At 53.0% G+C, this 26,639-nt stretch carries 27 protein-coding genes, 4 tRNA genes and 1 pseudogene; 20 read left to right on the top strand and 12 right to left on the bottom strand.

What is annotated here, in order from left to right; genetic code table 11:
* Nucleotides 1–45: 45 nt before the first annotated feature.
* The 9 genes and pseudogenes from WLZ34_RS03100 to WLZ34_RS03060 all read left to right on the top strand — a co-directional run bounded on the left by WLZ34_RS03100 (nucleotide 46) and on the right by WLZ34_RS03060 (nucleotide 7,327).
* Nucleotides 46–318 (top strand): 50S ribosomal protein L34e, encoded by a 273-nt coding sequence (locus WLZ34_RS03100; RefSeq protein WP_434731820.1) that lies wholly within the window; start codon nucleotides 46–48, stop codon nucleotides 316–318.
* 25 nt (nucleotides 319–343) lie between these two features.
* Entirely contained in the window at nucleotides 344–895 is a 552-nt protein-coding gene (gene cmk / locus WLZ34_RS03095; RefSeq protein ID WP_428726814.1) for a (d)CMP kinase, read from the top strand.
* A 15-nt stretch (nucleotides 896–910) separates the two neighbouring features.
* Nucleotides 911–1,201: a 50S ribosomal protein L14e gene (locus WLZ34_RS03090; RefSeq protein ID WP_428726807.1), complete on the top strand. Its 291-nt coding sequence runs from the start codon at nucleotides 911–913 to the stop codon at nucleotides 1,199–1,201.
* Between the two features lie 141 nt (nucleotides 1,202–1,342).
* Nucleotides 1,343–1,612: a tRNA pseudouridine synthase A gene (locus WLZ34_RS03085; RefSeq protein WP_428726808.1), complete on the top strand. Its 270-nt coding sequence runs from the start codon at nucleotides 1,343–1,345 to the stop codon at nucleotides 1,610–1,612.
* Between the two features lie 27 nt (nucleotides 1,613–1,639).
* Nucleotides 1,640–2,407 (top strand): annotated as a pseudogene (locus WLZ34_RS03080) (RNA-guided pseudouridylation complex pseudouridine synthase subunit Cbf5); the annotation flags it as partial.
* The gene (locus WLZ34_RS03075; protein WP_434731819.1) at nucleotides 2,404–2,985 is read left to right on the top strand and encodes a class I SAM-dependent methyltransferase; all 582 of its coding nucleotides are present in this window, start codon (nucleotides 2,404–2,406) and stop codon (nucleotides 2,983–2,985) included. The pseudogene WLZ34_RS03080 and the gene WLZ34_RS03075, both read left to right, overlap by 4 nt.
* Nucleotides 2,986–3,148: 163 nt before the next feature.
* Complete coding sequence (locus WLZ34_RS03070; RefSeq protein ID WP_434731818.1) at nucleotides 3,149–4,756, top strand: potassium-transporting ATPase subunit KdpA; 1,608 nt, start codon at nucleotides 3,149–3,151, stop codon at nucleotides 4,754–4,756.
* Nucleotides 4,749–6,863 carry an HAD-IC family P-type ATPase gene (locus WLZ34_RS03065; RefSeq protein WP_434731817.1) on the top strand — a complete coding sequence of 705 codons (2,115 nt, stop codon included), beginning with the start codon at nucleotides 4,749–4,751 and terminating at the stop codon, nucleotides 6,861–6,863. The genes WLZ34_RS03070 and WLZ34_RS03065 overlap by 8 nt, the downstream gene beginning before the upstream one ends.
* Complete coding sequence (locus tag WLZ34_RS03060; protein WP_434731816.1) at nucleotides 6,860–7,327, top strand: potassium-transporting ATPase subunit C; 468 nt, start codon at nucleotides 6,860–6,862, stop codon at nucleotides 7,325–7,327. The genes WLZ34_RS03065 and WLZ34_RS03060 overlap by 4 nt, the downstream gene beginning before the upstream one ends.
* Nucleotides 7,328–7,439: 112 nt before the next feature.
* Here the strand turns inward: WLZ34_RS03060 and WLZ34_RS03055 are convergent.
* The 3 genes from WLZ34_RS03055 to WLZ34_RS03045 all read right to left on the bottom strand — a co-directional run bounded on the left by WLZ34_RS03055 (nucleotide 7,440) and on the right by WLZ34_RS03045 (nucleotide 8,874).
* Nucleotides 7,440–7,515, bottom strand: a tRNA-Gly gene (locus tag WLZ34_RS03055).
* Between the two features lie 110 nt (nucleotides 7,516–7,625).
* Complete coding sequence (locus WLZ34_RS03050) at nucleotides 7,626–7,994, bottom strand: hypothetical protein (protein ID WP_434731815.1); 369 nt, start codon at nucleotides 7,992–7,994, stop codon at nucleotides 7,626–7,628.
* Between the two features lie 175 nt (nucleotides 7,995–8,169).
* Entirely contained in the window at nucleotides 8,170–8,874 is a 705-nt protein-coding gene (locus tag WLZ34_RS03045) for a nucleotidyltransferase family protein (protein ID WP_434731925.1), read from the bottom strand.
* Nucleotides 8,875–8,967: 93 nt separating this feature from the next.
* On the opposite strand from WLZ34_RS03045, the gene WLZ34_RS03040 reads away from it, so the two are divergent.
* Together WLZ34_RS03040 and WLZ34_RS03035 are read left to right on the top strand one after the other, a co-directional pair.
* Nucleotides 8,968–9,040: transfer RNA gene (locus tag WLZ34_RS03040), tRNA-Phe, on the top strand.
* A gap of 22 nt (nucleotides 9,041–9,062) precedes the next feature.
* Nucleotides 9,063–9,626 carry an archaemetzincin family Zn-dependent metalloprotease gene (locus WLZ34_RS03035; RefSeq protein WP_434731814.1) on the top strand — a complete coding sequence of 188 codons (564 nt, stop codon included), beginning with the start codon at nucleotides 9,063–9,065 and terminating at the stop codon, nucleotides 9,624–9,626.
* Here the strand turns inward: WLZ34_RS03035 and WLZ34_RS03030 are convergent.
* Nucleotides 9,623–10,102 (bottom strand): archease, encoded by a 480-nt coding sequence (locus tag WLZ34_RS03030; RefSeq protein ID WP_434731813.1) that lies wholly within the window; start codon nucleotides 10,100–10,102, stop codon nucleotides 9,623–9,625. The two genes, WLZ34_RS03035 and WLZ34_RS03030, sit on opposite strands and share 4 nt — an antisense overlap.
* A gap of 79 nt (nucleotides 10,103–10,181) precedes the next feature.
* On the opposite strand from WLZ34_RS03030, the gene rbcL reads away from it, so the two are divergent.
* The 4 genes from rbcL to WLZ34_RS03010 all read left to right on the top strand — a co-directional run bounded on the left by rbcL (nucleotide 10,182) and on the right by WLZ34_RS03010 (nucleotide 13,858).
* Nucleotides 10,182–11,516, top strand: a complete 1,335-nt coding sequence (gene rbcL, locus WLZ34_RS03025; RefSeq protein WP_434731812.1) for a type III ribulose-bisphosphate carboxylase — start codon at nucleotides 10,182–10,184, stop codon at nucleotides 11,514–11,516.
* 98 nt (nucleotides 11,517–11,614) lie between these two features.
* Nucleotides 11,615–12,247: a phosphatase PAP2 family protein gene (locus tag WLZ34_RS03020; RefSeq protein ID WP_434731811.1), complete on the top strand. Its 633-nt coding sequence runs from the start codon at nucleotides 11,615–11,617 to the stop codon at nucleotides 12,245–12,247.
* Between the two features lie 41 nt (nucleotides 12,248–12,288).
* A tRNA-Ser gene (locus WLZ34_RS03015) sits at nucleotides 12,289–12,372 on the top strand.
* A gap of 592 nt (nucleotides 12,373–12,964) precedes the next feature.
* Nucleotides 12,965–13,858: a cation diffusion facilitator family transporter gene (locus WLZ34_RS03010; protein WP_434731810.1), complete on the top strand. Its 894-nt coding sequence runs from the start codon at nucleotides 12,965–12,967 to the stop codon at nucleotides 13,856–13,858.
* An 8-nt stretch (nucleotides 13,859–13,866) separates the two neighbouring features.
* Here the strand turns inward: WLZ34_RS03010 and WLZ34_RS03005 are convergent, their stop codons facing one another.
* A complete protein-coding gene (locus WLZ34_RS03005) occupies nucleotides 13,867–14,427 on the bottom strand; it encodes a chromate transporter (protein ID WP_434731809.1) in 561 nt (186 codons plus the stop codon).
* A 188-nt stretch (nucleotides 14,428–14,615) separates the two neighbouring features.
* Here WLZ34_RS03005 and WLZ34_RS03000 point away from each other — a divergent pair, with 188 nt between their 5' ends.
* Entirely contained in the window at nucleotides 14,616–17,729 is a 3,114-nt protein-coding gene (locus WLZ34_RS03000) for a DEAD/DEAH box helicase (protein ID WP_434731808.1), read from the top strand.
* 25 nt (nucleotides 17,730–17,754) lie between these two features.
* Here the strand turns inward: WLZ34_RS03000 and WLZ34_RS02995 are convergent, their stop codons facing one another.
* Nucleotides 17,755–18,123, bottom strand: coding sequence for a hypothetical protein (locus WLZ34_RS02995; protein ID WP_434731807.1), 369 nt, complete (start codon nucleotides 18,121–18,123; stop codon nucleotides 17,755–17,757).
* A gap of 82 nt (nucleotides 18,124–18,205) precedes the next feature.
* Between WLZ34_RS02995 and WLZ34_RS02990 the strand changes: the two genes are divergently transcribed.
* A tRNA-Glu gene (locus WLZ34_RS02990) sits at nucleotides 18,206–18,308 on the top strand.
* A gap of 18 nt (nucleotides 18,309–18,326) precedes the next feature.
* On the opposite strand, the gene dcd is transcribed toward WLZ34_RS02990, so the two are convergent.
* From dcd to WLZ34_RS02960, 6 genes are all read right to left on the bottom strand, one after another.
* Complete coding sequence (gene dcd / locus WLZ34_RS02985) at nucleotides 18,327–18,854, bottom strand: dCTP deaminase (protein WP_428726530.1); 528 nt, start codon at nucleotides 18,852–18,854, stop codon at nucleotides 18,327–18,329.
* Nucleotides 18,855–18,937: 83 nt separating this feature from the next.
* Nucleotides 18,938–20,800, bottom strand: coding sequence for a hypothetical protein (locus WLZ34_RS02980; protein ID WP_434731806.1), 1,863 nt, complete (start codon nucleotides 20,798–20,800; stop codon nucleotides 18,938–18,940).
* Nucleotides 20,801–20,901: 101 nt separating this feature from the next.
* Nucleotides 20,902–21,819, bottom strand: a complete 918-nt coding sequence (thyX, locus tag WLZ34_RS02975) for an FAD-dependent thymidylate synthase (RefSeq protein ID WP_434731805.1) — start codon at nucleotides 21,817–21,819, stop codon at nucleotides 20,902–20,904.
* A gap of 53 nt (nucleotides 21,820–21,872) precedes the next feature.
* Nucleotides 21,873–22,634: an anaerobic ribonucleoside-triphosphate reductase activating protein gene (locus WLZ34_RS02970; protein ID WP_434731804.1), complete on the bottom strand. Its 762-nt coding sequence runs from the start codon at nucleotides 22,632–22,634 to the stop codon at nucleotides 21,873–21,875.
* Nucleotides 22,635–22,661: 27 nt separating this feature from the next.
* Nucleotides 22,662–24,572, bottom strand: coding sequence for an anaerobic ribonucleoside triphosphate reductase (locus WLZ34_RS02965; protein WP_434731803.1), 1,911 nt, complete (start codon nucleotides 24,570–24,572; stop codon nucleotides 22,662–22,664).
* Between the two features lie 173 nt (nucleotides 24,573–24,745).
* Nucleotides 24,746–25,495: a 16S rRNA methyltransferase gene (locus WLZ34_RS02960; RefSeq protein ID WP_434731802.1), complete on the bottom strand. Its 750-nt coding sequence runs from the start codon at nucleotides 25,493–25,495 to the stop codon at nucleotides 24,746–24,748.
* Between the two features lie 41 nt (nucleotides 25,496–25,536).
* On the opposite strand from WLZ34_RS02960, the gene WLZ34_RS02955 reads away from it, so the two are divergent.
* From WLZ34_RS02955 to WLZ34_RS02945, 3 genes are read left to right on the top strand one after another with little or no spacing between them, the layout of a single operon-like run.
* Complete coding sequence (locus tag WLZ34_RS02955; RefSeq protein ID WP_434731924.1) at nucleotides 25,537–25,869, top strand: ribonuclease P protein component 4; 333 nt, start codon at nucleotides 25,537–25,539, stop codon at nucleotides 25,867–25,869.
* A complete protein-coding gene (locus WLZ34_RS02950; RefSeq protein ID WP_434731923.1) occupies nucleotides 25,800–26,111 on the top strand; it encodes a YhbY family RNA-binding protein in 312 nt (103 codons plus the stop codon). The genes WLZ34_RS02955 and WLZ34_RS02950 overlap by 70 nt, the downstream gene beginning before the upstream one ends.
* 60 nt (nucleotides 26,112–26,171) lie before the next feature.
* Nucleotides 26,172–26,639, top strand: coding sequence for a 30S ribosomal protein S19e (locus WLZ34_RS02945; RefSeq protein WP_434731801.1), 468 nt, complete (start codon nucleotides 26,172–26,174; stop codon nucleotides 26,637–26,639).

Below are 26,639 nucleotides of genomic sequence, written 5' to 3'. Positions count from 1 at the left end.
CCGATTTTCTGGATAACACGATAACGCTTACAGGGGTCGGCAGCGATGCCCAGACCGATGTACAGGGCTAGGAGCTGGAGAAGGGTTGTGGTGAGGACGCCCGGGGGCGAGCTTAGAGTCCACTACGAGAAGAGAAGGCCCTCCTCCGCCCATTGTGCTATATGTGGACGACCGCTCAACGGTGTCCCGAGGCTCAGGCCGAGTCAGTTGAGGAAGCTCGCTAAGACTGAGAAAAGGCCCGAGAGGATCTACGGCGGGGTCGTCTGCCCGAGTTGTCTTGCCAAGCTTATTAGGCGATCTGTGAGGGCTGCCAGCTAGATAGTCTACTTTTGCGGTGCTGAAGTTGGTGAGGATAGCTGTAAGCGGCCCTCCGGGGAGTGGGAAGACTACACACGCTAGGAGAATCGCTGACACCTACGACCTGGTCTACTACTCCGCTGGTGGTATTTTCAGAGAGCTGGCCAGAAGCAGGGGGTTGTCGCTGGAGGAGTTATCTCTCGTCGCACTGAAAGACCCGAGCATTGACCTAGAGATAGACAAGAGGACGTTCCAATTAGCGCACGAAGACAATGTAGTGCTAGACGGCCATCTGACGGCATGGATCGCGAGCGACATCGTAGACTTTAAGATCTACATAACAGCCCCCCTAAAAGTCCGCGTAGCCCGAATCGCGGCAAGGGACAACAAGCCATTCGAGGACGCTTTACGCGAGACTATTGTGCGCGAGAGTGTCCAGCGGAGGAGGTTCATAGAGTTCTACGGGATAGACCCGCTGGACCTGTCGGTTTTCGACCTAGTCATAGACACGTCAAAGTTGGGCGTTGAGGAGACTTTTGCGATCATAAAGTATAGTATAGACAAGTTTTTAAAAACACATAAAACTGCTAATCTTTGAGAGAGGGTGTTGACTATGCCGGCTATTGAGATAGGCAGGGTCTGCGTCAAGGTGTCGGGTAGAGAGGCGGGCAGGAAGTGCGTCATAGTCGACATAATAGACGACAGCTTCGTCCTGGTTACAGGCCCGAAGAGCCTCACAGGGGTGAAGCGGAGGAGGGTCAACATAAAGCACATAGAGCCTCTAGACAAGAAAATACCGATATCTAGAGGAGCGAGCGACGAGGAGGTATTGAAGGCCATTGGTGAAAGCGGGTTAACGGATTTCATGAAAGAGAGAGTAAAGGTCTCAACCAGCGTCGTCTAAGCGGCGGTGTCCACCTGAACGCGGCTGACCCGCACGGCTATTTTAGTACAGGTTTTCAGCTCATCGCCTCACCCTTATCGTGTATTAAGCTCCTTAATAGGTGCTGACTCGTGCATTAAAGACTTAGGGTGGTGCTACCCGATGGGTCTAGTGGAGAGAGGGCTGGAATTCCTAGACCACGTAACAGAGAGAGCTGGATACAAAAACGACTGGATAGTGGTGAGAGAAGCCGACACGTCGAGCGATTACGGTAGGCTTCCTTACGAGAGGCCGATCAAGGAGCACATTGTTAACGGAGTGATAAACCTAGACAAACCACCAGGGCCTACAAGTCACGAAGTAGTCGCATGGGTTAAGAAACTGGTAGGGGTTAGCAAGGCAGGGCACGGGGGTACCCTAGAGCCCCTGTAGACGGGGCGGGGATACCCCAAAGTAACAGGTGTCCTGCCTGTAGGCCTAGAGAACGCCACGAAAGTGATCGGCAGCGTAATTCACACGGTCAAGGAGTACGTCATGGTGATTCAGCTCCACGACGCGGTCGATGAAGAGAGTTTGAGGAGGGCTGTTGAGTACTTTAAAGGCGAGATCTACCAGAGACCACCTTTGAGATCGAGCGTGAAGAGGGCTTTGAGGAAGAGGAAAGTCTACGAGATCGAGTTGCTCGAGTACAGGGACAAGTTTGCCTTAGTCCGCGTACTCTCCGACCCCGGTACTTACATGAGGAAGATAGCTCACGACGTAGGGCTGCTCCTGGGTGTAGGGGCTCACATGAGGGAGCTCAGGAGGACTAGGACAGGGCCGTTCAGAGAGGACGAGACTCTGTTTACAATGCAGGAGGTCATGGAAGCGGTCACTTTATGGAGGGAGAGAGGCGACGAGAGACTGCTCAGGAGAGTAGTACAACCTGTCGAAGTCTCGGTTGTACACCTACCCAAAGTGGTGATACTGGACACGGCTGTAGACGCCATAGCCCACGGGGCCAACCTCGCTGCGCCGGGTGTAGCGAAAGTCACGAGCGACGTGAGGAAAGGGTCTACGGTGGCGGTTTTTACACTAAAGGGCGAGCTGGTATCACTGGGCGTATCCCAGCACGACGCCGCCGAGATCAAAAACATGAACAAGGGCATCGTAGTTAAGACTAAGAGAGTGTACATGCAACCGGGCGTATACCCGCAAACCTGGAAGAGGCAGGTCTCGAAGAGTTGACCCACTACTTTAAGAAGGGGCCTGCAGGGAATAAAGTCGTAGTCACCTACGTCTACAGAGGCGTGCCTCTCCAGTTCGTTTCGTACACGAGCCTGTTCTCCGGTAGCGAGGTCGACGAGGGCACTCGCCTATTACTGGGACACCTAAGGATACCCGAGGAGGGAGAAGTGCTAGATGTCGGATGCGGTTTTGGCGTAATAGGTGTAGCGGTCGCGAGCGTAGCGCCCCGCCTGAAAGTCTACATGGTGGATGTGAACCCGCTCGCAGTTAAGGTCTCAAAGCTGAACGCTAAACTGAATAAGGTGGAGGATAGGGTTGTAGTGGTCTTAGGGGATGCCTACGAGCCTTTCAAAGGGAAGAGGTTTGATGCGATATACTCAAACCCCCCTCTTGCGGCGGGCATGGACGTGGTCGAAAGGATAGTACTGGGGGCTGTCCACCACCTGAGAAGCGGTGGATGGGCTCAGTTCGTGCTAGCTAAGGGTGGAGAGAGAATTCTTAGCAAGGCAAGAGATGTATACAAGCGCGTTGAAAAGGTTAGCAAGAAAGGGTACACTCTGATATATGCGGAGCCGTAGCACTCCAACTATTCATGGTAGGGAAACTTTGTAAAAGGCCGTCTTAAGCGGTCTGCTGTTAGATTAATAAGGTTGCCATCTCATACTCATCTCCATGTTTATAGTAGACAGGTGCCATGAAGCAATAGTGCTAACGGTAGTCCATCAATTTTAGGGTGTTTCTATGATTCAATTGCTGATCGTCTACTGGCTTAACATTTTCTTGACCACTGTTATAGCGGGCTACGTTCTAAGCGGGGTTATTAGAAAAATGGTTGTTGAATGGCACAAGAAGCCGCCGAGACTCCTAGAGGTAATTTACAGGTGCTTAGACCGTATAGGCTTGGACACTACTAGCAGGTCCTTCACCGACTACGCTAAAGACTTGCTGTTTTTCAATTTCATCTTAATAGCCATCGACACCGTGCTACTCGCTAAACAGGGACTATTCTTCGGTGGAACCGACCTCCCTTGGGACCTAGCTTTCAATACGGCGGTATCCTTCGCAACGAACACGAATCTCCAGCATTACATCGGCGAGACGACGCTCACGAACATGGCTCAGAGCGTAGTTATCGGCTCGACGATGTTTCTGGCTCCCGCTACAGGTATATCGGTTTCGCTAGCCTTTTTCCGGTCGCTGATGGGAGAGAGTGCGGGCAACTTCTACCGCGACTTGGTTATGACGATAGGGCTACTATTGCTACCGCTATCCATCGTCAGCGCAGTACTGCTATCTGCCCTAGGCGTCCCGCAAACCTTCAACGAGTGGGTTCGAGTAGACAACCCGTATTCCGGGTCGTTTATGTTGAGGTTAGGCCCAGTAGCCTCGTTCGAGGCGATAAAACTTCTAGGTACTAACGGTGGGGGTTTCTACGGGTCGAACTCCGCCTACCCTCTCGAAAACCCGAGCGGGCTCACGAACTTCATAGAGTCGGTTTTAATGCTACTCACACCGACGAGCATGCTCTTTGCCTTCGGCAGGGTCTTAGGGAAACGTAGGGGTCTCTCCCTGTTCGCCGTAGCCTACGTAACGGCTTTCATAATCGTCGGTGTCTCCGTAGCAAGCGGCGTGCCCTCCCTAAACAACCTGATAGAGCCGAGACTCGGCTACCCTGGCTCCCTCGTTTTCAATACGGCCTCTCTCTTGTCGGATACAGGGGCTACGGCTTCGAGTCTGCTAGCCATGAAGCCCTCCGCCATAGCCGCCTTCCTTACAGCTATGTTCATCCAGGCCGTCCCCGGGGCCGATGGAGTAGGGCTGCTGTACCTGCTAGTCTACGTCTTCATAATAATTTTCATCGGCTCGCTGATGGTGGGTAAGACTCCGAGATTCGTTAACATCCCTATATCTCCTAGAGTAGTCAAGCTATCTACGGTGGTATTCCTGATACACCCCGCCATTATACTCGTGCCGACCTCTATAGCTCTAGTACTAAGACAGTACACAGCCTTTTCGAATAGCCTGGACCCCCTCACGTACACGATGGTCTTGTACGAGTACACCTCTGCGGCGGCCAACAACGGTTCCGGCTACCTAGGGTCTCTCGGTAACACGGCCTTCTGGAACTTGTCTACAGCCATAGTCATGCTCTTGGGCAGGTATTTGCCTATTTTCCTGTTCTTACTGATAGCTGACGACATAAGTAAAGCCAAGAGAAGCGTTGCCGAGGAGCCCGTCGAAACACAGGGGTTGCTGTTCGTAATATTCTCTGTAGTTATGATCGTAATTCTGACCGCTTTAACGTTTTTCCCGTTCCTGGCAATAGGCCCCCTGTTAATGGGTGGCTGAGTTGAGCGAGTTTAAGATCAGCTGGATTAGTGTTTTAACCGAGTCCGTCAAGAGGCTTAACCCCCTCTACCTACTGAAGACAAGTCCGATAATGTTCATCGTAGAGCTTGGGGCGTTCTTCGAGCTACCTCTCGTCTTCTACCCCTCGCCTTACTTGGGCACGTGGTTCTATGTGGACGTCTTCGCCATTCTACTAATCACGGTGTGGTTCTCGACGCTGTCGGAGTCCTTCTCGGAGCACGAGGCTAAGGCTAGGGTCGACTTCCTGAAAGGGCTCGAGAAAGAGATAGTAGCACACAAACTGGTTGGCGACAAGGTGGTTGACGTCAAGTCTAGCGAGCTGAGGATCGGGGATTATGTAGTGGTAGAGCAGAACGAGTACGTCCCTCAAGACGGCTTTGTTGTCGAGGGGGAGGCCTTCGTCGACGAATCGATGCTTACGGGGGAGTCGGAGCCCGCCTTCAAGGGTAAGGGCGACAGAGTCATATCTGGTACTAAAGTGGTAACGGGCAAGATCGTTGTAGAGGTCGCCGCTGAACCGGGCAGGAGCTATCTCGACAAAATGATAGCCCTGATCTCGGGGGCCAAGAGAGCGAAAATGAGGAGCGAGATAATGCTGTCGATGCTGCTCCTCGGCCTCTCGCTGATCTTCCTAGTGGTAGTGGCGTCGCTGTACTTCGTGTTGGGTGCCTTCGGCAATTACCCAGACCCGTCTCTCATGATATCATTGTTAGTGGCCTTAATGCCGACAACCATAGGGGGGCTGCTGCCTGCGATAGGGATATCGGGTGTACTAAGGCTCGCGAGCCACAACGTCATCGCCAAGTCGGGTAAGGCGGTGGAGGCGGCGGGCGACGTAGATGTCGTGATCTTCGATAAAACTGGCACTATTACCGAGGGTATCAGGAGCGCTGTCGAATTCGTTCCGCTGAACAACTATAGCGAGAGGGACGTGGCGATTGCAGCGTACCTGTCTTCTGTAGGCGACTCCACGCACGAGGCGAAGTCGATAATCGGGCTGGCCGAAGAGAAAGGCTACGTCCCAGCCAAAGTCCTAGTGGAAGAGGCGATGGTCGCATCGAGGATAAACTACACACCTAGCAAGAGGTACGGCGGTATAGTCTTCGCGTGGAGGGGAGGTAAGAGAATGTTCGGGGAGCCGGAGGGTCAACCACTCTCCAGGATTGAGAAGGAGATTTTAGCCATGAGGAGTCTGGGTGAGGAGGTCAGGATAGTCAAAGGAGCTCCAGACGCCATATTAAGACTCCTGAACATCGACAAAGACCCTAGGATAGAGGACATTGTGAGGACTATAGGGTCTCGTGGCGACACCCCACTACTAGTGGCCTTCAACGACGTCCTCGTCGGTTTCGTCGTGTTGAGAGACAGGTTAAAGAAGGGCATCAGGGAGAGGATCCACGAGCTGAAGCTAATGGGTATAAAAACGGTCATGATCACGGGTGACAACCCCTATACTGCGGCTAGTATCGCAAAAGAGGCCGGTATCGAGGATTTCTACGCTCAGGCTAAGCCCGAGGACAAGTTGCTGTTGGTAGAGAGAGAAGAGAAACAGGGGCATGTTGTGGCGGTTATGGGCGACGGAACAAATGACGCCCCGGCGCTTGCGAGGGCTGACGTTGGTGTTGCGATGCACACGGGTACGAGGCCCGCTAAGGAGGCTGCCAATATGATAGACCTCGACTCCAACCCGGCCAGGATAGTCGACATCATCAAGCTCGGCAGGTCTATATTAACGACCAGGGGCGCTCTCACGACTTTCAGTATAATGAACGACATAGCCAAGTACTTCACCATACTCCCGTTCATCATCTCAACAGTCGTCCCCCAGGCGAGCTTCCTAAACTTCCTCAACCTGTACAACACTGTGACGGCCGTCTTAGCCACCATGATTTTCAACGCCATCATAATCCCGTTGTTAATACCGCTCGCAGTCAAGGGGGCGGGTTTCAAGGTCTCCACTTTCAAGAGGCTCCTAGTGCGGAACCTTATCGTGTACGGTATCACGGGGGCCATTATACCGTTCGTCGCGATCAAGTTGATCGACACTGCGGTCGCATGGACCGTTTACGGGGTGATCCACTGGTGAGTTTCTTTAAGGTCGTGGTTAAGCTCGCTAGTCTGGCGGCTCTCCTTCTAATTCTAGTGGTCGTGTTGGGGTTCGTGTACCCGGCCTTAGTGTGGCTGGTCTCACACGCGATTGCGCCGTGGCGGGCTGAGGGGAGTCTACACGTGGCCTGCGGGAGGGTTATAGCCTCCTCTCTAGTGGCGCACTACAACGAGTCAAGCCCTCTATTCCACCCCTTCAGCACTAATATGACCTCCTCAGGTGCGGACCCGTACGTTCCACTAACCTACGCGCTGGAGCAGGTAGATAGAGTGTCTAATGAAACGGGTTTGCCGCGTCACCTACTCGTGAAGCTCCTGCTAGACAACGCCGCAAAGAACGCCGTGGCGAACCTGCACTTGTTTTCTCCAGGTTACAGCATAGTCAATGTGGAAGAGGTCAACTTGGAGATCCTACAAATTCTCAACAAGACTTGCGGGTGGTGAAAGTGAACATACAGATGATCCTGTTCGTTGCATTCGTCCTATTCTCGGCAATAGTGCTGTTGGTAGCGTTGGCAAAGGAGGGATGAGGTTAGGGAGGACGTGTTTGAGCCGATGCGGCGGCCGGGATTTGAACCCGGGATCTCCGGCTTGGGGGGCCGGCGTCCTATTCCAGGCTAGACGACCGCCGCGTCCAAGAATATCATCTAAACTGCATCGTTTTATAAACCTATAAGCCCAGGTCTACGCGTAACGTGGAATAGTAAAAAAGGTAATTATCGTGGGAAAGACTGTAGTACAGCTAAGATGGAGACCTCTCCTCCTCGGGCTCGCCGCGTTTTATGCTCCCGGTTCTTATCACCTTTATGACGTAGTCTATGAAGCTTCTGACCTCCTCAAGCTCCTCCTCTGGTATATTCTTTATCTTGTGGTTCTTGTTCTTATTCGTTAGTAACTTGAGAAGTAGCAGTCTCCCAATAGCGGTCTTAGTCGGTATCTTCCCCTCGTTCCAGTCCCTCCAGATCGCGTTGGCAATACCGTAGAACTCTGGTATGCTGTCTAGACCGGGGTCACCCACATCTATGACCTCTTTACCCAAATACTTATATCGTTCTTCTTTTTCGCTTTCCGAGAACTCTTTGGTCTTTTCCTTTATGTACTGGTGTAACACAATTACACCAAGATGTGGTAAGGTGTCTCATTGTAATAAGTTTTTTAGCAAGACTCCCCGAGAGAAGGATTAGCGGTGTGCGGTAGCAAACTGTTTTAAACGACTACTGTAATTAAGAAGTGCTGGATGATGAGAAGAGGGTCTCATGAACTGTGATGTGAGCCGGAAATGCTGATCATAGCTCGCCTTTAAGGACGTTTGAGATGAGGTTAGAAGCCTCCTCCAAGTCCTTGTGCGTGTCTATAGCCCTCCAAAACACGTTGTCATACCTTACAACCCCTAGAACGCCCTCCTCAGCCATCTTGGGGAACGCGGTTTTCTCTAGATCACCCTTCTCGGGGAAGTACCTTAAACTCTCGGGTCTCAACGCGTAGATGCCGGCGTTAATCCAGTAGTCGGATATAATAGGCTTCTCCACGAAACCCACCACCCTATCACCCTCAATCTTCAACACTCCGTAGGGGCTGGGCAACGGTATCGACGCGATGACTCCGAGAAGTTTCCTGTCTTCCTCAAGTTTAACTACGAGCTTCTTGGGGTCTAGGTTTGTGAGTATATCCCCGTTTACCACTATGAAGACGTCGTTTTTAGACAAGACATGCTCGGCGTTCTTTATAGCCCCGCCTGTGCCTAGCGGCTCGTCCTCGATAACGTAGGTTATCTTGACGCCATGCCTACCCCCGCTACCCAGGTGTTCGATGAGCCTCTCCTTCTTGTAGCCGGCAAGTATCACGAGCTCCCTAACTCCATGCTTCTTCAACCACTTGATCTGCCAGTCTATGATGGCCTCCCCCGCTACTTGGACTAGGGGTTTGGGGACGTCTTCTGTGAAGGGTCTCAATCTCTTCCCGAAACCGCCCGCCAATATGGCCGCGATCAAGGTCTTACCCCACGCAACCAGAAAGCTGTGCAAATCTATTTATGTGCGGTTAAAGTATTAAAATCCCCCATGCGAGATTCAGAATATGCAGAGGCCGCCGTAGCTCAGCTGGGAGAGCGCCCGGCTGAAGACCGGGATGTCCGGGGTTCAAGTCCCCGCGGCGGCATTCCAACTCCTAGGGTGGTTGATTGCCCAAGCTCTACATTATCCCTTTAACTCAAGCAGGCATCGTCGAATACCTCGACACCATAATTGGCATGGTTCGCGAGAGTTACAACAGGGCTGGTGTGGACCTGGAGATATACAGTTGGCCGGAGGTCCTCAAGCCGAGTTTGAAGTGCTACGACTGGGACAGGATGCAGTACCGGGTTGGTTGTATAGTTGAGGACTTGTACAGGGGGGTCTCGAGTCTAGACGAAGGGGGTTATTTCGTCGGGGTGGGAATGATCGACGGTTACGAGCCTGGCTTAAACTTTGTGTTCGGACTCGCGGAGCCTCGCAAGAGGACGGGAGTAGTCTTCACTAAGAGGCTGAGAGAGGAGTTCTACGGAAGGTCGGCTAAGTTCGACCTCTACGTAGAGCGGGTAGCGAAGGAGGTGGTGCACGAGTTGGGACACCTACTCGGCCTACCCCACTGCCACAATAAGAGGTGTGTAATGAGCTTCAGTAACAGTATAGTCGATGTCGACTCCAAGGAGAGGTTCTTCTGCGACGAGTGCTCGCTTACTCTTAAAAAGCTAGTTTTAACCTAGATGTCGAGAACGAAGTAAGCGGTCCATTTGTCGTCTTTCAAGATCCTCATCAGACTGTACGTGACGGCCTTGACCTCTACACGGGCCTCGTGTAGCGAGGGGTCGAAGACTTCCCCAACGCACCTACCGCCAACTCTGTAGTTGAGCTCGTTGCCCCTCCTCTCAATCTCTAACTTGTGTACCTCGAGGTCTCCACACATAATCCTCTCAGAGTAGTACACTGTAAGGAGGGCCTCGAGCCACCTGTACAGCAAGTTCTCAAGGTCGAACCCTTCGGCGCTAACACTTCTCTCCAATACCGGTCTAACGCTCTTAGTGTCCACCATGCTCTCGAAGAGCGCTAGCCCCGCGTTCTCGAGAAGCTCCAGTATGTCGCTCCCCACCGCCTTAACGTATATGTCACCCGTGTGTTCCAGGTAGTAGAACCTCCCCTCCGGGTCCTCGTATACAATTTTTTCCTCAACCAATTTGGGCACCCTCAAACTTATTGGTCTCCCCAAGGTCGGAGATTTAATCGTGAATTAACCCAAAATATTCTTTGAGTGAGGGATCGTATTGCCTAAGGAGGGTTTTGAACCATACCCCGAGTACGTCGACAAAACCTACCAGCCAGACCCTGATACTCATGTGATAGTCACGTTCAGAGTCAAGCCGGCCCCCGGGTTCACTGTAGAGGACGCGGCCGGCGGGGTAGCGGCAGAGAGTAGCACTGGCACTTGGACCACGCTGTTCAGCTGGTACGACGTCTCGAGGGTTAAGAGGTTAAGTGGTAGGGCCTACTACTTCAAGGACTTGAAGGACGGGTCTTACATTGTTAGAGTAGCCTACCCCGTCGAGCTGTTCGAAGAGGGGAACATGCCGGTATTCCTGGCTAGTATAGCTGGCAACATATTCGGCATGAGGAGAGTTGAGGGTCTAAGAGTAGAAGATATTTACCTGCCGAAGCAGTTCCTCCAGTACTTCAAAGGCCCCTTCAAGGGCGTTAAAGGGGTAAGAGAGATATTTGAAGTCCACGACAGACCCATTGTGGGGACTGTGCCTAAGCCCAAAGTGGGCTATACTCCAGAGGAGGTCGAAAAGCTAGCGCTCGAGCTTCTAATGGGAGGAATGGACTACATAAAAGACGACGAGAACCTGGCCAGCCCTAGCTTCTGCCGGTTCGAGGCCAGGGCAAAGTCGATCATGAAGATCATCGACAAAGTGGAAAAAGAGACTGGTGAGAGGAAGGCTTGGTTCGCCAACATAACTGCAGACGTAAGAGAGATGGAGAAGAGGCTTAAGCTGGTGGCAGACTACGGCAACCCCTACATAATGGTCGACGTCGTCATCACGGGCTGGTCGGCCCTGACTTACATTAGAGACCTCGCGGAGGAGTACAAGCTAGCGATACACGCTCACAGAGCGATGCACGCTGCTATTACGAGGAACCCCTACCACGGTATCTCGATGTTCGTGCTCGCTAAGCTGTACAGGATCTTGGGGATGGACCAGCTACACATAGGTACGGCAGGCGCGGGCAAGCTCGAGGGCGCCAAGTTAGACGTGGTCAGGATAGCCAAGATGCTCAGGGCGGAGGAATACCAGCCCGACCCCGACGACGACTTCCACCTACCTCAGAAGATGTACCACATCAAGCCAATGATGCCCGTGTCGTCTGGCGGCCTACACCCCGGCAATCTACCAATAGTGGTCGAAGCCCTTGGGACGGACCTCGTCATGCAGATAGGTGGAGGTACAATAGGCCACCCAGACGGCCCCAGAGCGGGAGCTACAGCAGTTAGGCAGGCTCTCGACGCTATAATAAAGGGGATACCCCTAGACGAGTACGCGAAGGACCATAAGGAACTCGCGAGAGCCTTGGAGAAGTGGGGCTTCGCCAAGCCTATATAGCCCGCACTTCTAGCCTCCGTAGGTCACATACTCTTTTTTACCTTACCCAGGCATGCTTAACTACAAGGGTTATTACAGCAAAGGGGTTGGTGTTGGTTATGGTGAAGACTTGGCTCAAACTAGCCTACTCGCTAGCGCTCTTCGGGGCATTGTCCGCAGCAGTCTTGTCAGGGCTCCTGAGGGGTCTGGACTACTATGTTTACGAGCAACTAAGGTTTGACAACGTCGTGGTTATAGGGATCTCGAGTACGGCGAGCGTGGTTTTCCTCGGCGTAGTCTGGGTCGTAATGGCTGTTGTAGACCTTGTCCGCTCAAGGGGGCTTAGAGAGCATACTTACGACGTGGCGGTTCTACTGGTGTTATCCGTCTTGTTCGACGCGGCCTTCAAGCTGGTTTTCAGAGTACCGCGGCCGGGCTTGAGCGGCCTTCTTCAACCAGCGTCGGCGTTGATGTCCTTGGAATACTACAGTTACCCGTCCGGTCACGCCACGAGAGCAGTAGCGCTAGCGCTGTACGCAGGTAGGAGATCGAGTAGCGCGTGGAGCCTGGCTATATACACCTGGGCCCTCGCAGTCTGCCTATCAAGGATACTCCTGGGTGTCCACTGGACATCTGACGTCTTAGGGGGGTTTGCGGCAGGTCTTATCACAATGTATGCCTCGGAACTACTGAAAGGCCCCTTTAAGAGAGTTCTCGAGGCCCTACGGCTCGGTTTCATTTTGAAGCAGTGAGCACGGTTTAAAGACCTTGAAAAAGGATAGAGATATGTAGAGCCGGGGTGCCCGAGCGGCCTAAGGGGCTGGCCTTGAGAGCCAGTGGGCTCGCGCCCGCGCGGGTTCGAATCCCGCCCCCGGCGTTCACGAGACGGTACCATACGTCGTCAAATAGGTTCTACCGTGGTTTGCTTTTGACGTGTTCCTAGTGTTATCTCCGTAGACAATTTAGAAGATAGACCCCCGCTTCTCCGACCTTTTCGGTTCATCTTAGAGCACAAGACCCCTGGTTCATAGCTTCGACTATAAGTGTTGGAACTCGTAGTAGGCCTGTCCAAGGGTTACCGGTGTTTCCAATACCTTGCTTGAACCCCAACGACCTAACCGGAATCGGGTCTATACACTCCCCCTACTCCCACGAAGTAGAGCAAGCTTCAATATAAAAGAATCGGGTCCTCGGTCGCCCTTAATCCTGGTGGTCGAGGTGTCTCTCGTAACCTCTCGTCATAACCGGCAAGACTTACTAGGCCAAAACCTCCTCCCCAAAGCGCCGGTAGGCCCGCCTATCGAGGTACCCCGGATAAATGAGCCGGAGAATAAAGATCACTATACCTCCTAGTACTGGTGCCGTGCGGGTTTGGGTCTCTCGATGTAATGGGAGGGGATTTCGCGCCTTTAGGCTAGTGACGTATTTTAGAACCTCTGCGTTAGAGGTTTGATAGAGACGGTGTTTAAATGAGGATAGACCGCAAGAGAGCAGGATACCTAGAGGGCGTAGTCTCAATTGTAGTGAACACTGTTCTCTTCGTGGTTAAATACTACTATGGTGTACTTTTCAACTCGATCGCGGTAATAGCGGACTCTGTTCACACGCTCTCCGACAGCTTGACCTCTGTGGTCGTAGTCGTGGGTTTCAGGGTAGCATACATAAAGCCGGACGAGGAACACCCCTTCGGCCATGGGAGAGCTGAGGAGGTGGCCGCCATCATAATAGGTGTACTGCTCTGTGTGGTGGGCTACGAGTTCGCTGTATCGAGCTACAACAAGCTCGTCTCTAGAGAGACACTAGTATACTCGCTCACACTAGTCTTGGTTCTACTGGTCTCCGCCGTTATCAAGGAAGTCCTGGCCATGTGGGCTTTCAGGCTGGGGGAAAAGTTTAACTCTGAGTCTATAAGGGGTGATGCGTGGCACCACAGGAGCGACGCAATAGCGACTGGTCTACTAGCTCTCGCTATATTGACAGCCGGTGGCACGTACTGGTGGGTCGACGGCGTAATGGGGTTGGTAGTCTCGGCCTTCATAGTGGTGACAGGGGGCAAGATCGTCCTCGACGCCTCCAGCGTCTTACTTGGTAGAGCCCCATCGAGGGAAGAAGTAGAGGAGATAGTAAGTGTGGTCAAGAAGGTGAGCCCGAAAGTCCAGAGCGTACACCACATACACGTACACAAGTACGGCGAACACACAGAGGTGACCCTCCACGTGCACTTACCAGACGACATGTCTCTCTCGGAGGCGCACGAGATAGCTACTTTAATAGAAGAAGTTTTAAGGAAAGAGCTCGGGTATGAGGCGACAGTACACGTAGAGCCGGCTAGTGCTAAAAGACTCAAAAACCATGCCGACTAAATCCCGGTTTACAACCCGAGTACTAGTCTGACGAGTATACTCAACCCTGCCGAGGCGAGGATCACGTATATCGGATGCAGTCTCGCCAAGTACAGTAGTGCGAAGGCTATCACGAATATGACCGCCGAGATCACGTCGATAAAGGGAGGCCGCTCGACGACGAGGACGCTCCTGCCGACGGTTATTAGCGCGTAGAGTATGAGCGCTACCACGGCGGAGTTTATGCCCCTGAACACAATCCTAGCCGCCTCTGTGTACATGTAGCGTGTAAGGAACATCGCTATTACTAGGATCACCAGATAGGGGGGCGTGACCACCCCCATAGTGGCAAGCATCGAGCCCGGTACGCCCCCTAGCTTGTAGCCTATGTAAGTGGCAGAGTTGATCGCTATAGGACCCGGGGTGCTCTCTGCGATACCTAGTATTTTGACGAACTCGTCCTCGCTGACCCACTTGTTGATCTCCACCAGCTCCTTATACATTAAAGCTATCCCTCCGTACCCTCCGCCGAACATGAAGAACCCTATCTTCATGAACTCCAGGAACAGCTGGAGTAGACTAACACTCATCCCCGTAAGTCACCTAAACATAAAGACTTGGGGTCATCTATTAAACTAGAGCCCATAGTCTAAGCAGATACCAGTTGAACAGACCCGTGTAGAGTAAGCAGGGTAGAGCGAGGCGGCTGGAAACAAGTGTAGGAGTGGTAAATTAGGGCCTCCCCCATTTGATTAATTGGTTGTCAGGAGTACAGAGTATGAGAGTCGATACAAGGGCTCTGCTCGAAAGGTTGGGCTACAACTACTACTACGAGGTAGAAGAGGCCTCTAACCCGGACTACGCGGATGCGAAGTTCTCGGACTTGGTGCCCGAGTTTAGCGGGCTAAACATAGGGGGTAAGAGGCTCTACAGGCACCAGCTCGAGGCCTTCGAAGCCCTGAAGAACGGCGAGAACGTCATACTGATCTCCGGCACTGGTAGCGGTAAAACAGAGGCGTGGGTCCTATACGTCTTGGACCAGGCTAGAAGGGGCACACCCCTCAAGGTGATAGCCGTCTACCCGACACTAGCGCTCGCGAACGACCAAGTCAAGAGGATAGCAAAGTACTCGGGTCTGCTGAAAATCGGGTTCACACAGCTTGACAGCATACGAGTCAAGCGACTGTCTGCGGCGGGGAGGAGAAAGCTGGTCGAAGAGATGGGGAAGGTTAAAATCGTAGTTACAAACCCCGCCTTCCTCTTAAACGACTTGAAGAAGTTCCTCATAACCCAGAGCTCGGCGCTCTTACACAACTTCTACAAGGGTCTAGACTTACTCGTTATCGACGAGATAGACTTCTACAGTCCCCGCAGCCTAGCCCTCCTACTAGCTATGCTCAAAATTTTAGGCTATGTGTCGGACAAGAAGCCCCAAGTCGCCGTGCTAGGGGCGACCATTTCCAACCCCGAGGATCTCGGCGTTTTCCTAGAGGAGGTCACTGGCAGGAAGTACCGCGTAATCAGGGGTAAGCCGTTCAGGGTCGAAAACAGGACTTACATCGTCCTCGGTAAAAACCTCAGGGAGAGATGGGAGAGAGTTAGGCGTGAAGTGGAGAAGCCCGAGTTGAGGGGCAAAATCCCAGAGGAAGTAAGGGTGGCTATGGAAAAATTCGATGTTTTCGCAGAGAGGCCGTACTTCTACCTCCAGTACCTCGAGTCGCTAGGATTAGAGGTTCCCCCGATCCACCCAGACTACATTGAAATACTGTCGGGCTACCTCGCCGACGACTACGTCACAATCGTTTTCACCAGGGGCATAAGCCAAGCAGAGGAGGTTTTGAGGGACCTCAAAAACAGGTTGGGAGAAGGGATCCCTGCTGCCACACATCATCACCTGGTGCCGAAGGAGAGACGAGAGGAAATAGAGGAGAAAACTAGAAAGGGGCTTATCAAGCTGCTGATATCCCCCAGAACTCTCTCCCAGGGGATAGACATTGGCGAGGTAGCCAGGGTGGTTCACCTAGGCCTGCCGGACGACGTGAGAGAGTACTATCAGCGAGAGGGGAGGAAAGGGAGGAGATCCGAGCTAGGCTACTCTGAGACTGTGATAATACCTACCGGCCGGTGGGACAGAGAACTGCTCGCCAATGGTTTCGACGCGCTCAAAGAGTGGCTCAACCTCGGAGCAGAGAAGACGATAATCAACCCAGGGAACCTGTACCTCCACCTGTTCCTCGGCCTCTCGAAGCTCTTGTCACCGTGGTTTAAAAGCGAGCTGAGCGAGCTAGAGAAAGGGGCCTTGGAGAAAGCAGGCCTGCTCTCGAGCGGCAAGGTTAGCTTAGACTACCTGAGGAGAGTATACGAAAGGATCAACTTCTACGAGTACGCTCCACCGTACGGTATCAAGAGGTACCTGGTGAAGGGCGACAGAGAGCTGGCTTTAGAGCCGATAGGGCACTGCGACCTCGTAGAGAGGTTTCAGCCAGGTTGCATCGACTACGGGGAGGAGGCAATAGTTGTTTCCCTAGAGAAAGGTAGGAGTACAAGACACGTCGCCCGGGTGGTAGAGAAAGGTTTCAGGGAGATAGACTTCTACCAGGACGACGCGTTCAGGCTCGCCTTGGAGGAGTACAGGTACATAAAGGACGGGTGGGGCGAGAAGCCGAACATACTGAGGGACATCCTAGCTGGAAGAATATCGTCTTACGAGCTCTGCGTGGTCTACGTGCCCTCGAGGGGGTTCGGGGTCTACAAGAAAGTCCCAAACCGCTGTATATGGACAGTGAGATCCGAGAAACCCAAGTCGATAAGAGTCGGAGGAGAGACCATCGTCTTCTACGATAGGAGGAACATATACATCCCAACCCCCACAGGAGGCGAGTACAGGGACTTCACCTACGGATACAAGTTTGACGTAGACCCCGCGGAAAACGCTGAGCTCCTCAGGCTGGCCCTTGCCAGCCTGATGATAATTCTCAGGAAGAGGCTCGGTATAGCCTTCGAGACCATAATGTACGATGTCGTCAAAGTCGGTGAGACGAAGTACTTCAACCTCCACGAACCCGAGTCAGCGGGTCTAATAGACAGCATAGACTGGGACACCGTTAGGAGGGCTGTTGAAGATTACACATTCACACCGCTCGACAGAATACTGCTATCCCAGATAGACGAACTAGCGTACTCTACACTAGTCTCGTACGAGTTTAACTGGGAGGTCGTCAGGCAGGAGGTCCTTAGGGTCGTTGATTACATTGTTGCCAAAAAGAAGCTCCCGCTTCTCGTGAGGGGGGTCAGGGTGAAAATCCCGAAACCTAGCAAGGCTTTGAAGATAGGCGCCCTCTACGCGTTTACGGAGGTATCAGGCGAGGACTCCCCTAGACCGGTGATGATCGCGGGGCTCAGCTTCTTCGACGGCGAAGACGCGTACAACGTCGTGGAGTCCTACCCGCCAATACCCTACATTAAGCCGCCGGAGTCGTTAAGGTCTCTCGAGGCACTCATAGCCGAGAAGGTCGACTACGAGGACTACAAGCTCGTGGTCGAGTCCAAAGATAAGACGTTGGAGCAGCTAAAGAGGGCTAATCTCAGAACACTGGTAAGAGTGCTCGAAAACGCCGAGCCCGGTAAGCTGATCGATGTAAGGGAGGTCAGTAGACCGGAGTGGCTCAGGGGCCTGAGCTTGAGAGACGTCCTCGTCGAGACGGGGTTGCTCACGCCAGGTGTCAGTATTGAGAGCGTGTCCTTGTCGATTACACGCATTTTCGAGAAGGGCAAAATATATCCAGAGACCAAGAACGTCATAGAGGCGTTCCTAGCGGAGCAGTCTAGGTCCTTGTACTTAAGCTACCTGCTCCTCACCTCGTCGGAAGTAGAGAACTTGGGAACCGGGTAGGGGACGGACCCTCATGTAGTTTTGGCTAGGGTGAGACGGCCCCTCCGTTACCGTGCTGCTCGTGCTTCTTCAACGCACCGGCTATCTTGTCCCACCAGAGGAATAGAATGCCCAAGACTATTATTTGTCCGATGTCAGGGTAGAGCGTCGAGCCCTTGGTAGTCGACTCTACGATGAGTAGTGGTAGCACTGTCAGCTGGACTTCAGTAGAGGTAACGACGAGATAGACCACAGTGTAATGTAGGAGTACTACCACTAGGCCAAGTATGGTAACGGCGGCTCTGAGTAGAGGTCCTCTAAGTAGGGACGAGAGGATTATTAGACCGACCACGAGGGCTCCGACGATCGCTGAAAGCTCGTATACAAAGCCGGGCGAGAACACGTCCAACACCATGTCTAGCCGTCGAGCTGGGGACCAATGTTAAATACGGGGGGCATTGAAATTTAAAACTCCTCTACTTATAGAATTAGAAGGAGCCGCCGTAGTATAGCCCGGTCAAGTATGCGGGCCTCTCGAGCCCGTGACACCCTAGGCCCGTGAGGGTGCGGGACACCCGGGTTCAAATCCCGGCGGCGGCACTAGGAATAACGCCTCCTCTAGCTCCCGTCCCTCAGCGCTGGTGTTACACCACGTTGGCCCTGGTACTTGCCGCTGTAGGGCTTATAGACCGGGCTACTCGTCCTGAGGAAAACTACGTGGAGGAAACGCTGGCCAGGGTATACCCTAACAGAGTTGGGCCCCCCAACGATTTCAATAGTTACCTCCCCTTTGAACCCGGCATCTATTACTGTAGGGGGTATGTAGATCCCGGCTCTAGCGAAGGTACTCCTCAGATTGACCAGGCCGACGAGGTCGGCGGGTAGCTCCACCCATTCCAAAGTCGTCGTTAAGACGTGTTCGTACGGTTTTATTAGGAAGCCCCCTCCGCCGACCCTTTCGCACTCGAGGAAGTCCGTTACGTTCATCTCTCTCGTGTCTATCAGACCCCCCGTCTTGAACCTGCAGAACTCGCCTCCAAACCTTAGGTCAACGCCGTTCTCCCTCACGGTGTCCTCGTGAAGAGGGTTTATCACGAGGAGTTTCTTCTCGAGGTAGACCTTGATATCCCAGTCGCTCAGGATCATAGTATCACCACGTACCACTACCTATTACTACATACCGTTACTCATTAAAGGGGTCGGTTTGGCGAGGGGTAGCTCTACACGGTTTAGGAAGACACCAGGACCACCCTCAGGTAGAAGTTCTCGTATATGGTCTCTGACCTGAAGTTTGCGGGAACAACGGCTTGGTCATTCGTCGACAGGACCACTACCACGTGCCCGTTTTCTCTTACAGCGAGCTCTATAGCACTGGTACTCAGGCTAGGGCACGAGGTGAGCATTCTGGGATCAGGGTTTCTCACAAAGAGGTGGATGAACCTAGCAACCCACTCGGGTGCTAGAATGGGCATTTTACCGTAGAAGTCCGCGACTCTCGCGGACACGTCTACGGCAGCGTTGTAAAGGAGCAGGTCGGGTGGCATTGGTCTCAACAGAGCTGGAGTCCTGTACAAGGCGCTGTAAATCACAGTGTTATAGAAGTATCCTCCCGGTAGTACAGCGTAGAGTCCCGGCAGGGTGATCAGTACGGTTATGACAGCCAGCGAGTTTCTGAGACCCGTTTCAGAAGCCTTCTTGAAACTGGAGGACAGGATTAAAGGAGCTATCGTCATCAGGATCCTGTCCCACTCACTCCCGCTAATATTTAAGGTAGGTGCTACCAGCGGGGTAAGAGAAATCATGAGTAGGGCTAGCGAGATAGCAGCAGAATACCTGGGCTTGCCTAGGTCTTCGCTCAGCTGGGCGACGTAGAAGGGTAGTAGAGGACCTAGTGTTACGATTAGGTATGCCGTTACGTAAGGTGCCTGTACTGCCAGGCTATCATATGTAACCACTGGCGGGGATACTACTGAGACAGGGTTCTCGACCAGAGCCGGCAGTCTCATCATGAAATGAACGGTCACGTAGTAGAAGACCAGGGAAGACGCTAGGTAAGTAAGACCTGTTAGGGTCCTCCTCCTTTTCAGTATTTCGAGCAACCCTATCACAAGAGCTGAGACGCTCGAGGTAAACCCGCCAAACTCGCTGGCGAGAGTGGATAAGGCGAAGAACAACAAGGGTGTTAGGCGTCGCTCTTCGTCGACGAAGATGACTGCTGTCAGAAAGAAGAGCTCGGCGAGGAGTTGCTTCATCAAGTCCCAGGAGAGCCTCAGCATCAGCAGGCTGAAAGAAGCTGCTACGCCGAGAGCTATCCCCGACTTGCCCCTCAGCCTCATCAACTTTGTTCCGTAGTAGACCGTGAGTGCCACTACTATCGAGTATACTGCGGGGGTGTACAGCTTGAACACCATCACGGGGTCGGCGAGTCTAGCAAACGGGTAGAGCAGCCAGTCTAGGAGCGGGGGTACTCTCCTCAAACCTCCAAACCAGTAGTATACGCCGAACAAGCTGGGAGAGGCTGCGAAGTCCTTTAAATGAGCAACGTACTCCACCGTGTCGTATCCTAGAATGTAATTGGAGTATGTTAGCTCAGGTACAAGTCTAACGAGGAACGCTATAGCCCCCGCCACCAGGGCAGGGTGTGCTAATAAAGCGCGGGCTAAACCGGCCACGGTGTTTAGGGGGTTGGGAAGGAGCGTCTGCCAACTCTTGACGAGGTCACCAGCAGCAGAGAGGACCAGCCCCATAACCACCAGCACAATAGTCGGCGTGTAGTTACCTGCGTCTATAAAGCCCCCGAGATAGAATTTCAGAGGTATACTCTGGAGGGCGGTGAGCACGCTGTAAAGCCTCCCGGCCGCGACCAGGAGGAAGCCGGTAAACCATATTAGTTCGCCTATCGGGACCTTGTCCCCTCTTAAAACACCGCGTCTCATACTCGCTAGAAGTAAGGTAAGGAAGGACACCCACACAACGAGGTCTAGTCTAGTAAAATATGCTAGGAGGTCGTCTGTAGGAGTTGAGGCGGCAAGTACTAGGATAGCGAGGAGAGCAATACTCTTCAGTCTCTGAGCGAACATTAGTTTGCCCATGTAGTCACGTCCCTGGGATTTGTTAGCGGTCGCGCGTTATATAAATGCCCGATAAAGTCTTCAACAGCCTTCAGTATACCTGCGAAGTCTACGTCGCGAACTCAGCCTGTTCGAGTACACCCCTGGAACTCTGACACCGAGTAAAAGAGGCACTCATGTATTTTGTCTCTCGGCACTAGCTCAGGGCACCTCTCAATCGTGAAGGAGCACTTCTTACTCGCAAAGTCCTCTAGGCTACACGGGCTGCTTCTGGCCCTGTTTTCCATGAGGACACATCGCGGACCGGAGAATTTGAATATGAGCGGGTCGACCTTAACGAGCTCCTCTCTCACAGCCCAGGCGACCCACCTGATCTCCCATTGGGCTCTGCTACAAGTCCTTAACGGTATGAATACCTCGAGTAGTTCCCGGGCGTTCATACTCACAATGACCCTTGTCTTCACGGCCTGGGGTAGGAGAAACCTGGCGTCCTCGTAAATAACCCCGCTTTTGAGGACCTCGTAGTAGTCTCTAACGCTCTCAAGTAACCTCTCTAAAAACGCCCTGTTCTCAAGTTCGACAACCTTTGGAGGCACGATAAAGGCCTCGCCGACAACGTCAAGGAGGGTATTGAAGTCTAGCCTCATCTCGAGGAGTCTGTCTATCACCTCGACCTCGCCAACGTCTTCACCTGTTAACCCGGTCAACTCTCTAGCTCTAGACACCAGGCTTCTCAGGTACTTGTCGCTGTACCTCTGGCTTAGCTGGGAGAACGAGGCATGCCTGTGCCTAACCAGTTGGTGGCTACACACCCTGCTGCAGACAACCTCGAACACGTAGATGCTGTGCTCTAGTGGGCTGCCGTGACCTCTCTTAACCAACTCGGTAATCCACGTCTCTATTTTGTTTTCGTCCATTATCTCCGCGACACTCTCGAAGTCCTTCGGCGTAATGGTGAGCTTAGCCGAGATGGCGATGAGCTTCTGCGCGTCGGGCAGCCTAGCTACAAGCCTGGCTGAAGGGTAGTGTTTAGATGGCATCCAGCTATCCTACCGGCACCAGGTATTGCTGGCAGAGGTTAAAACGGTGTGTTTCAGCTAGAAAGCCACCTTTTTACCCTCACGCGGAAGCCGAGCTTGGACACCGTCCCGGCAACCTCGTCTAATAGACCGTTGTCCGGGTTACAGAAGAGCTTGCACCAGTCTGGGTCTCTCGGCGTGGTAACCGGCTCACCGAGTAGCGGCTGGACAACGATGATAAGCCTTCCGATTTTGGACAGGTACTGTTGGATTTTAACCAGGTATTCCGACACGAGGGCTGGTTTACTGAACTTGGTGACGGGGATTCTCAGCTCTAGGGGTACACCGTAGTCGGCTACGAGTGCGAGCCCCCTCTCGTATAGAGACCACAACTTCGAGGCCGTCTCGGGGTCGTGTCCGTACATCACTTCGGGAGGGAGCTTCAGGTCCGTGGCGATGTGGTCTACTAGCCCCTCTCTGAGGAGCCTACTCAGTGGTGAGTACAAAGTTAGGTTCGTGTTAACGCTAGTCTTCTCCCCTATGTTGTTTTTCACCAACCTGAGCAGCTTACTCAGCTCAGACCACTGTACTAGGGGCTCTCCACCGGTCACGTGAAGGTAGTCGACCAGCATCTTGGACGCGTCTAGTTCGTCGATCAATCTCTCGATATCGAGGAGTCTACACCTCTCCGGGTCGTTTACGGCAAGCCTCCAGTTATGGCAGAAGGGGCATCTCAGGTTACAGCCGCAGAGCCATAGGGTGAAAGTGACCGAGTCTACAACGTCGACTAGGCTAACATTCTTCCAACCCGCTCCTACAAGTCTGATGTCCTCCATAACAAAAACCCGTTTTTGACCCCCGCGCTACGTGTAGTGCTTTCTAGTCCAGAACTCCTTTCTCCTGTACGGGTTCCAGTTCTTCAGCGGTCTGTAGTACCCTATAATCCTGCTCCAGATCTCCACGTTCGCGTTGCCGCACACCGGGCACTTAGTGTAGAGGCCGGTGAAGGTCCTGTTACACGAGGGGCAGTACGTCAGGGCAGGTGTGAAGCTCCAGTACACGATGTCCGTCTCCATGATCCTCTTGGCGAGCTTTGCGAGGGCCTCCGGCTCTGGTTCTTCGCCGAGGAATATGTGCATCATGACTCCTCCGGTGAAGTACTTCTGGACTCTGGCCTCGATCTCTATCCTCTCGGCTAGATCGATTTCGCCGTAGTACGGCGCTATACTTGTACTGTACACCGGGTTCTCCGGGTCGGGAAGGTACTCGGCGAGCTCGGGGTACAGCTTCATATCGATAGAGGCCATCTTAGGCGACGCGGACTCAGCGGGGACTTCCTCCACGTTCCACGGTGTACCGGTCTCCCTCATCCACTCCCTTGCGTGGCTGGTCGCGAACTCCACCATTTTCCTCATCAACTCGGCGGCTCTCAACCAGTCTTTCCTAGACCCCTCGAGCCATAGTTTGGGCTCCCCCATGTATACCGCGGCGGCCTCGGGTAGCCCTACTAAACCAATGGTGTTGAAGTGGCTAGAGGGGAACTCCGGCATGTACTCCAGTATCATGCTGTAGAGACCCGGGTACTGCTTCATCAGCTTCACGTACCTCTGCCTGAACCAGTCGACAGCCTCTTTCACCAGCTCGAGCCTCTCCTCGTACAGCTCCCAGAACCTGGACTCCTCTCTCTGGGACTCGAGTACTACCCTAGGCAGGTTAACGTCGACAACGTTCACGCTGCCCGTTATGTCCGGCATAGCCCATAGCCCTCCAAACCTCTGTCTCTCCAGTTTACTCCAGTACTCCTCCTCAGCCTCCTCGAGGTCCTTCCTCGTAAGCGAACTACCCTTTAGGCTAAAGCCGCCCGTCTTGGAGTATGCGTACACAAGCTCGTTCTTGTCGATGGCGATCCTGCAGCACATCGCGAAAGACCCGTCGGGGTCGACGACCCTCGTGTTGAGCCAGTAGAAGCTACCCCTCTTGGCCGCGGTCTTAAACACTAACTCGTGTATCTCGGGGTCGTCCCAGATCCAAGAGGCAGTGGTCATGAGCGTCGGTATAGGGAACGTAAACGGCTGTCCAACAGCGTCGCCCTCCGTGAGCAGTTCGAACATCGCCTTCAAGAAAGTCTTGGCCTCGTCCTCGTAGGCCCCTAGAGGCTCAACCTTCTTCCCGTCGTATACAGCGTAATCTCCCTCAAGAGCTTTCTTGGCAGCGTCCATTGTGACGGTGAAGTTTGTGAACGGCGTCTGCATACCGACTCTAGTCGGGTAGTTGAGGTTGAAGAGCAACCTCTGTATTTGTTGCTTAACGGTCCTGAAGTCCAGCTTATCGTTTCTAATAAACGGACCAGCATACCACTCAACGCTCGAGAATGCTTGAGCACCGGTGAAGTAGTGCTGTAGGGTTATCAGGTAGTTGGCGACGTGGTCGACATAGGTATCGAAGTGTTTGGCCGGCCTCGAGACAACCGTGAAAGTCTTCAGGCCCTTCTCCAGAAGCCTGCTAACACTGTGGCCCGAACAGTAGGGTATGTATACACTGTAGGGTAGCTTGTGGATGTATATCAGCCCCGCCTTATGGGCCTTGAGGATCCTCGACGGTATCAAGTCCAGCAGGTCCTTCTTCATGTACTCCTCGAGTAGGTAGCTGAAGAAACCGGTGGGACCCATATACCTGTTAGCGTTCTCGTTCACGTCTAGACTATTCCATCTAGCGTACTCTACTAGTGGGTCGACCTTGCTCTCTATTTTATGACTCACGATCTGCTGATCCATAAAAATTTCACCTGATCCAAACCCTTGAAAAGTATTCTTGCTGTTACTCTATTGGTTTTAGAAGGTTTAAAAGAGAGTGATAATTTCGTTATTATACCTAATTATTAAACACCGTAGAAGCGAGAGATCACCATTTTTGATTATTTGATCTAGATCTGACAATAATTATTTAGTTAAGGGCTTAATAAACCTAGCTTTACCTCAAATGCTGTGATCAGGCGTGATGCCACGATCCATGTCGGCAACGACTCTTTGTAGACGGAATATTTCACTGTAGCGATCTGAAGCGTTTTTTCATCGAAGTCGCTGTGCTGGAACCCACCTATACCTATGGCGTAGTTGTTCTCGAGGGCCTCCGTTACTATTGTGCTAAGCCCTTTGGGCTCGCCCCTCTCCCAGAGTAATACGACGCCTTTTAAGCCGTTTCTACGAGCGAAGTCCTCTAGGCCGTAGTCTTCTACCTTGATCAGGGGCTCGCCCTTCCCAGGGGGGACTCTACCCTCGGATAAGAGCTGCTCCATCAGTCCCACAAACCTGTTGTAGTTTCGGGGTATTCTCACGCCCGCCTTGAAAGATACGATAAGCCCCTGGTATGTGTGGACGAACACGTTGACTAGACCACTCCTGCCAGCCGGCCCGTCGAGGACCTGCAGAAGGGTCGTGTGGACTATGTCTGGGCGGCCCCTCTTAACCCAGTCTCTGAGTCTCCTCGCAGCGTGGTAGTGGATAGAGATGTCTAGCAGTATTCTAGACGGGTCCTTACCCCGCCTCCTCGCGTTTTTAACAACGGACGGCTCGCGCCTAATCTCTGGTGGTACGAGCTCAAGCCCGGACTCTAGGAGTATTATGGTCAGCGGCCCCACACTCTCCACCTTGTCGTATGAGATCGCGGGAGGTGGTTTATTTAGCACGCTCTTCAGCAAGAGTCTAGAATAGGGTTAGTGGAGGAACGGTTTTGAGAGACGTGCTCAGGGACATAGCTAAGGAGAGAATGACCATACTCTACGACATGGCGTTAAAAGCAGTTAGGAGAGGCGACAAGGACTTGGCGAGAAGGTACGTCGAGCTAGTGGTCGACATCGCTGGTAAGAGCCGGACTAGGCCGCCCAAGAGCATCAGGAGAGGGTACTGCAGGAGGTGTTACATACCTTTAATACCCGGGTTAACAGCAAGGTATAGGATAGTTAGCGAGGGTAGGGGCTCAAGGCTGGTTGTCACATGCCTAGAGTGCGGTTGGAGAAGGAGGTTCATGATAAAGTCAAGGAGGAGATCAGGAGGAGGCTCGAAGGCAAGGTAGACGTTCAACTAGGTAAGAGGGGTATTACAGAGGGTTTTGTAAAGGAAGTTAAGACGAGGCTGAGTAAGAGGGGCGTGGTGAAGGTCCGCGTGCTCAAGTCTTATCTAAGGGCGAGCGGGTCTGATGTGGAGGAGATAGCTAGAGAGATCGCCTCGAGAACCGGCGGTGTTGTTAGAGACGTTAGAGGGCACACGTTTATCATTGTTAAGAAGCGTGGCGCTGACTCGGCAGCTGTCTATTAACATTTAAAACACCTTAACGATTTTAAACTACATCTAGCTTGCTTAAGGGAGTGCTTTAGGATGGTCAACGCGCTAGAAGTCCCAGCAGACAGGCTAATAAAAAGACTGGCCGCGTACTTGAAAGAGAACGTGCCCGAGGTCAAGCCGCCGAGTTGGCACTCGTTTGTTAAAACCGGCTGCTTCAAGGAGAGGCCGCCTTCGGACCCTGACTGGTGGTACGTTAGGGCTGCGAGTATACTCAGAAAGATGTACAAGGCAGGTGAGCCGGTCGGGCTGAGCGAGCTGAGAGTCGTCTACGGCGGTAGGCAGAGGAGAGGTGTCAGACCCCCTCACTTCAGGAGGGCTGGCGGGAGCATAATCAGGAAGATCCTCCAGCAGCTCGAGCAGGCGCAGCTGGTGAGGAGGACCCGTAAAGGTAGGGTGCTCACCCCGCAGGCTATAGCGATAATGGATAGGGTGGCGCTCGAGGTAGCGAGGGAGTACGCTAGGGAGAACCCCGAGTACTCCAAGTACCTAGCTACCACCTAA

Origin of the sequence: Thermogladius sp. KZ2Tp1, from assembly GCF_051131135.1 — an archaeon.
Taxonomy (GTDB): domain Archaea; phylum Thermoproteota; class Thermoprotei_A; order Sulfolobales; family Desulfurococcaceae; genus Thermogladius.
Note: the sequence above shows the minus strand (reverse complement) of the source record. Positions and strands in the feature narration are given on the sequence as shown.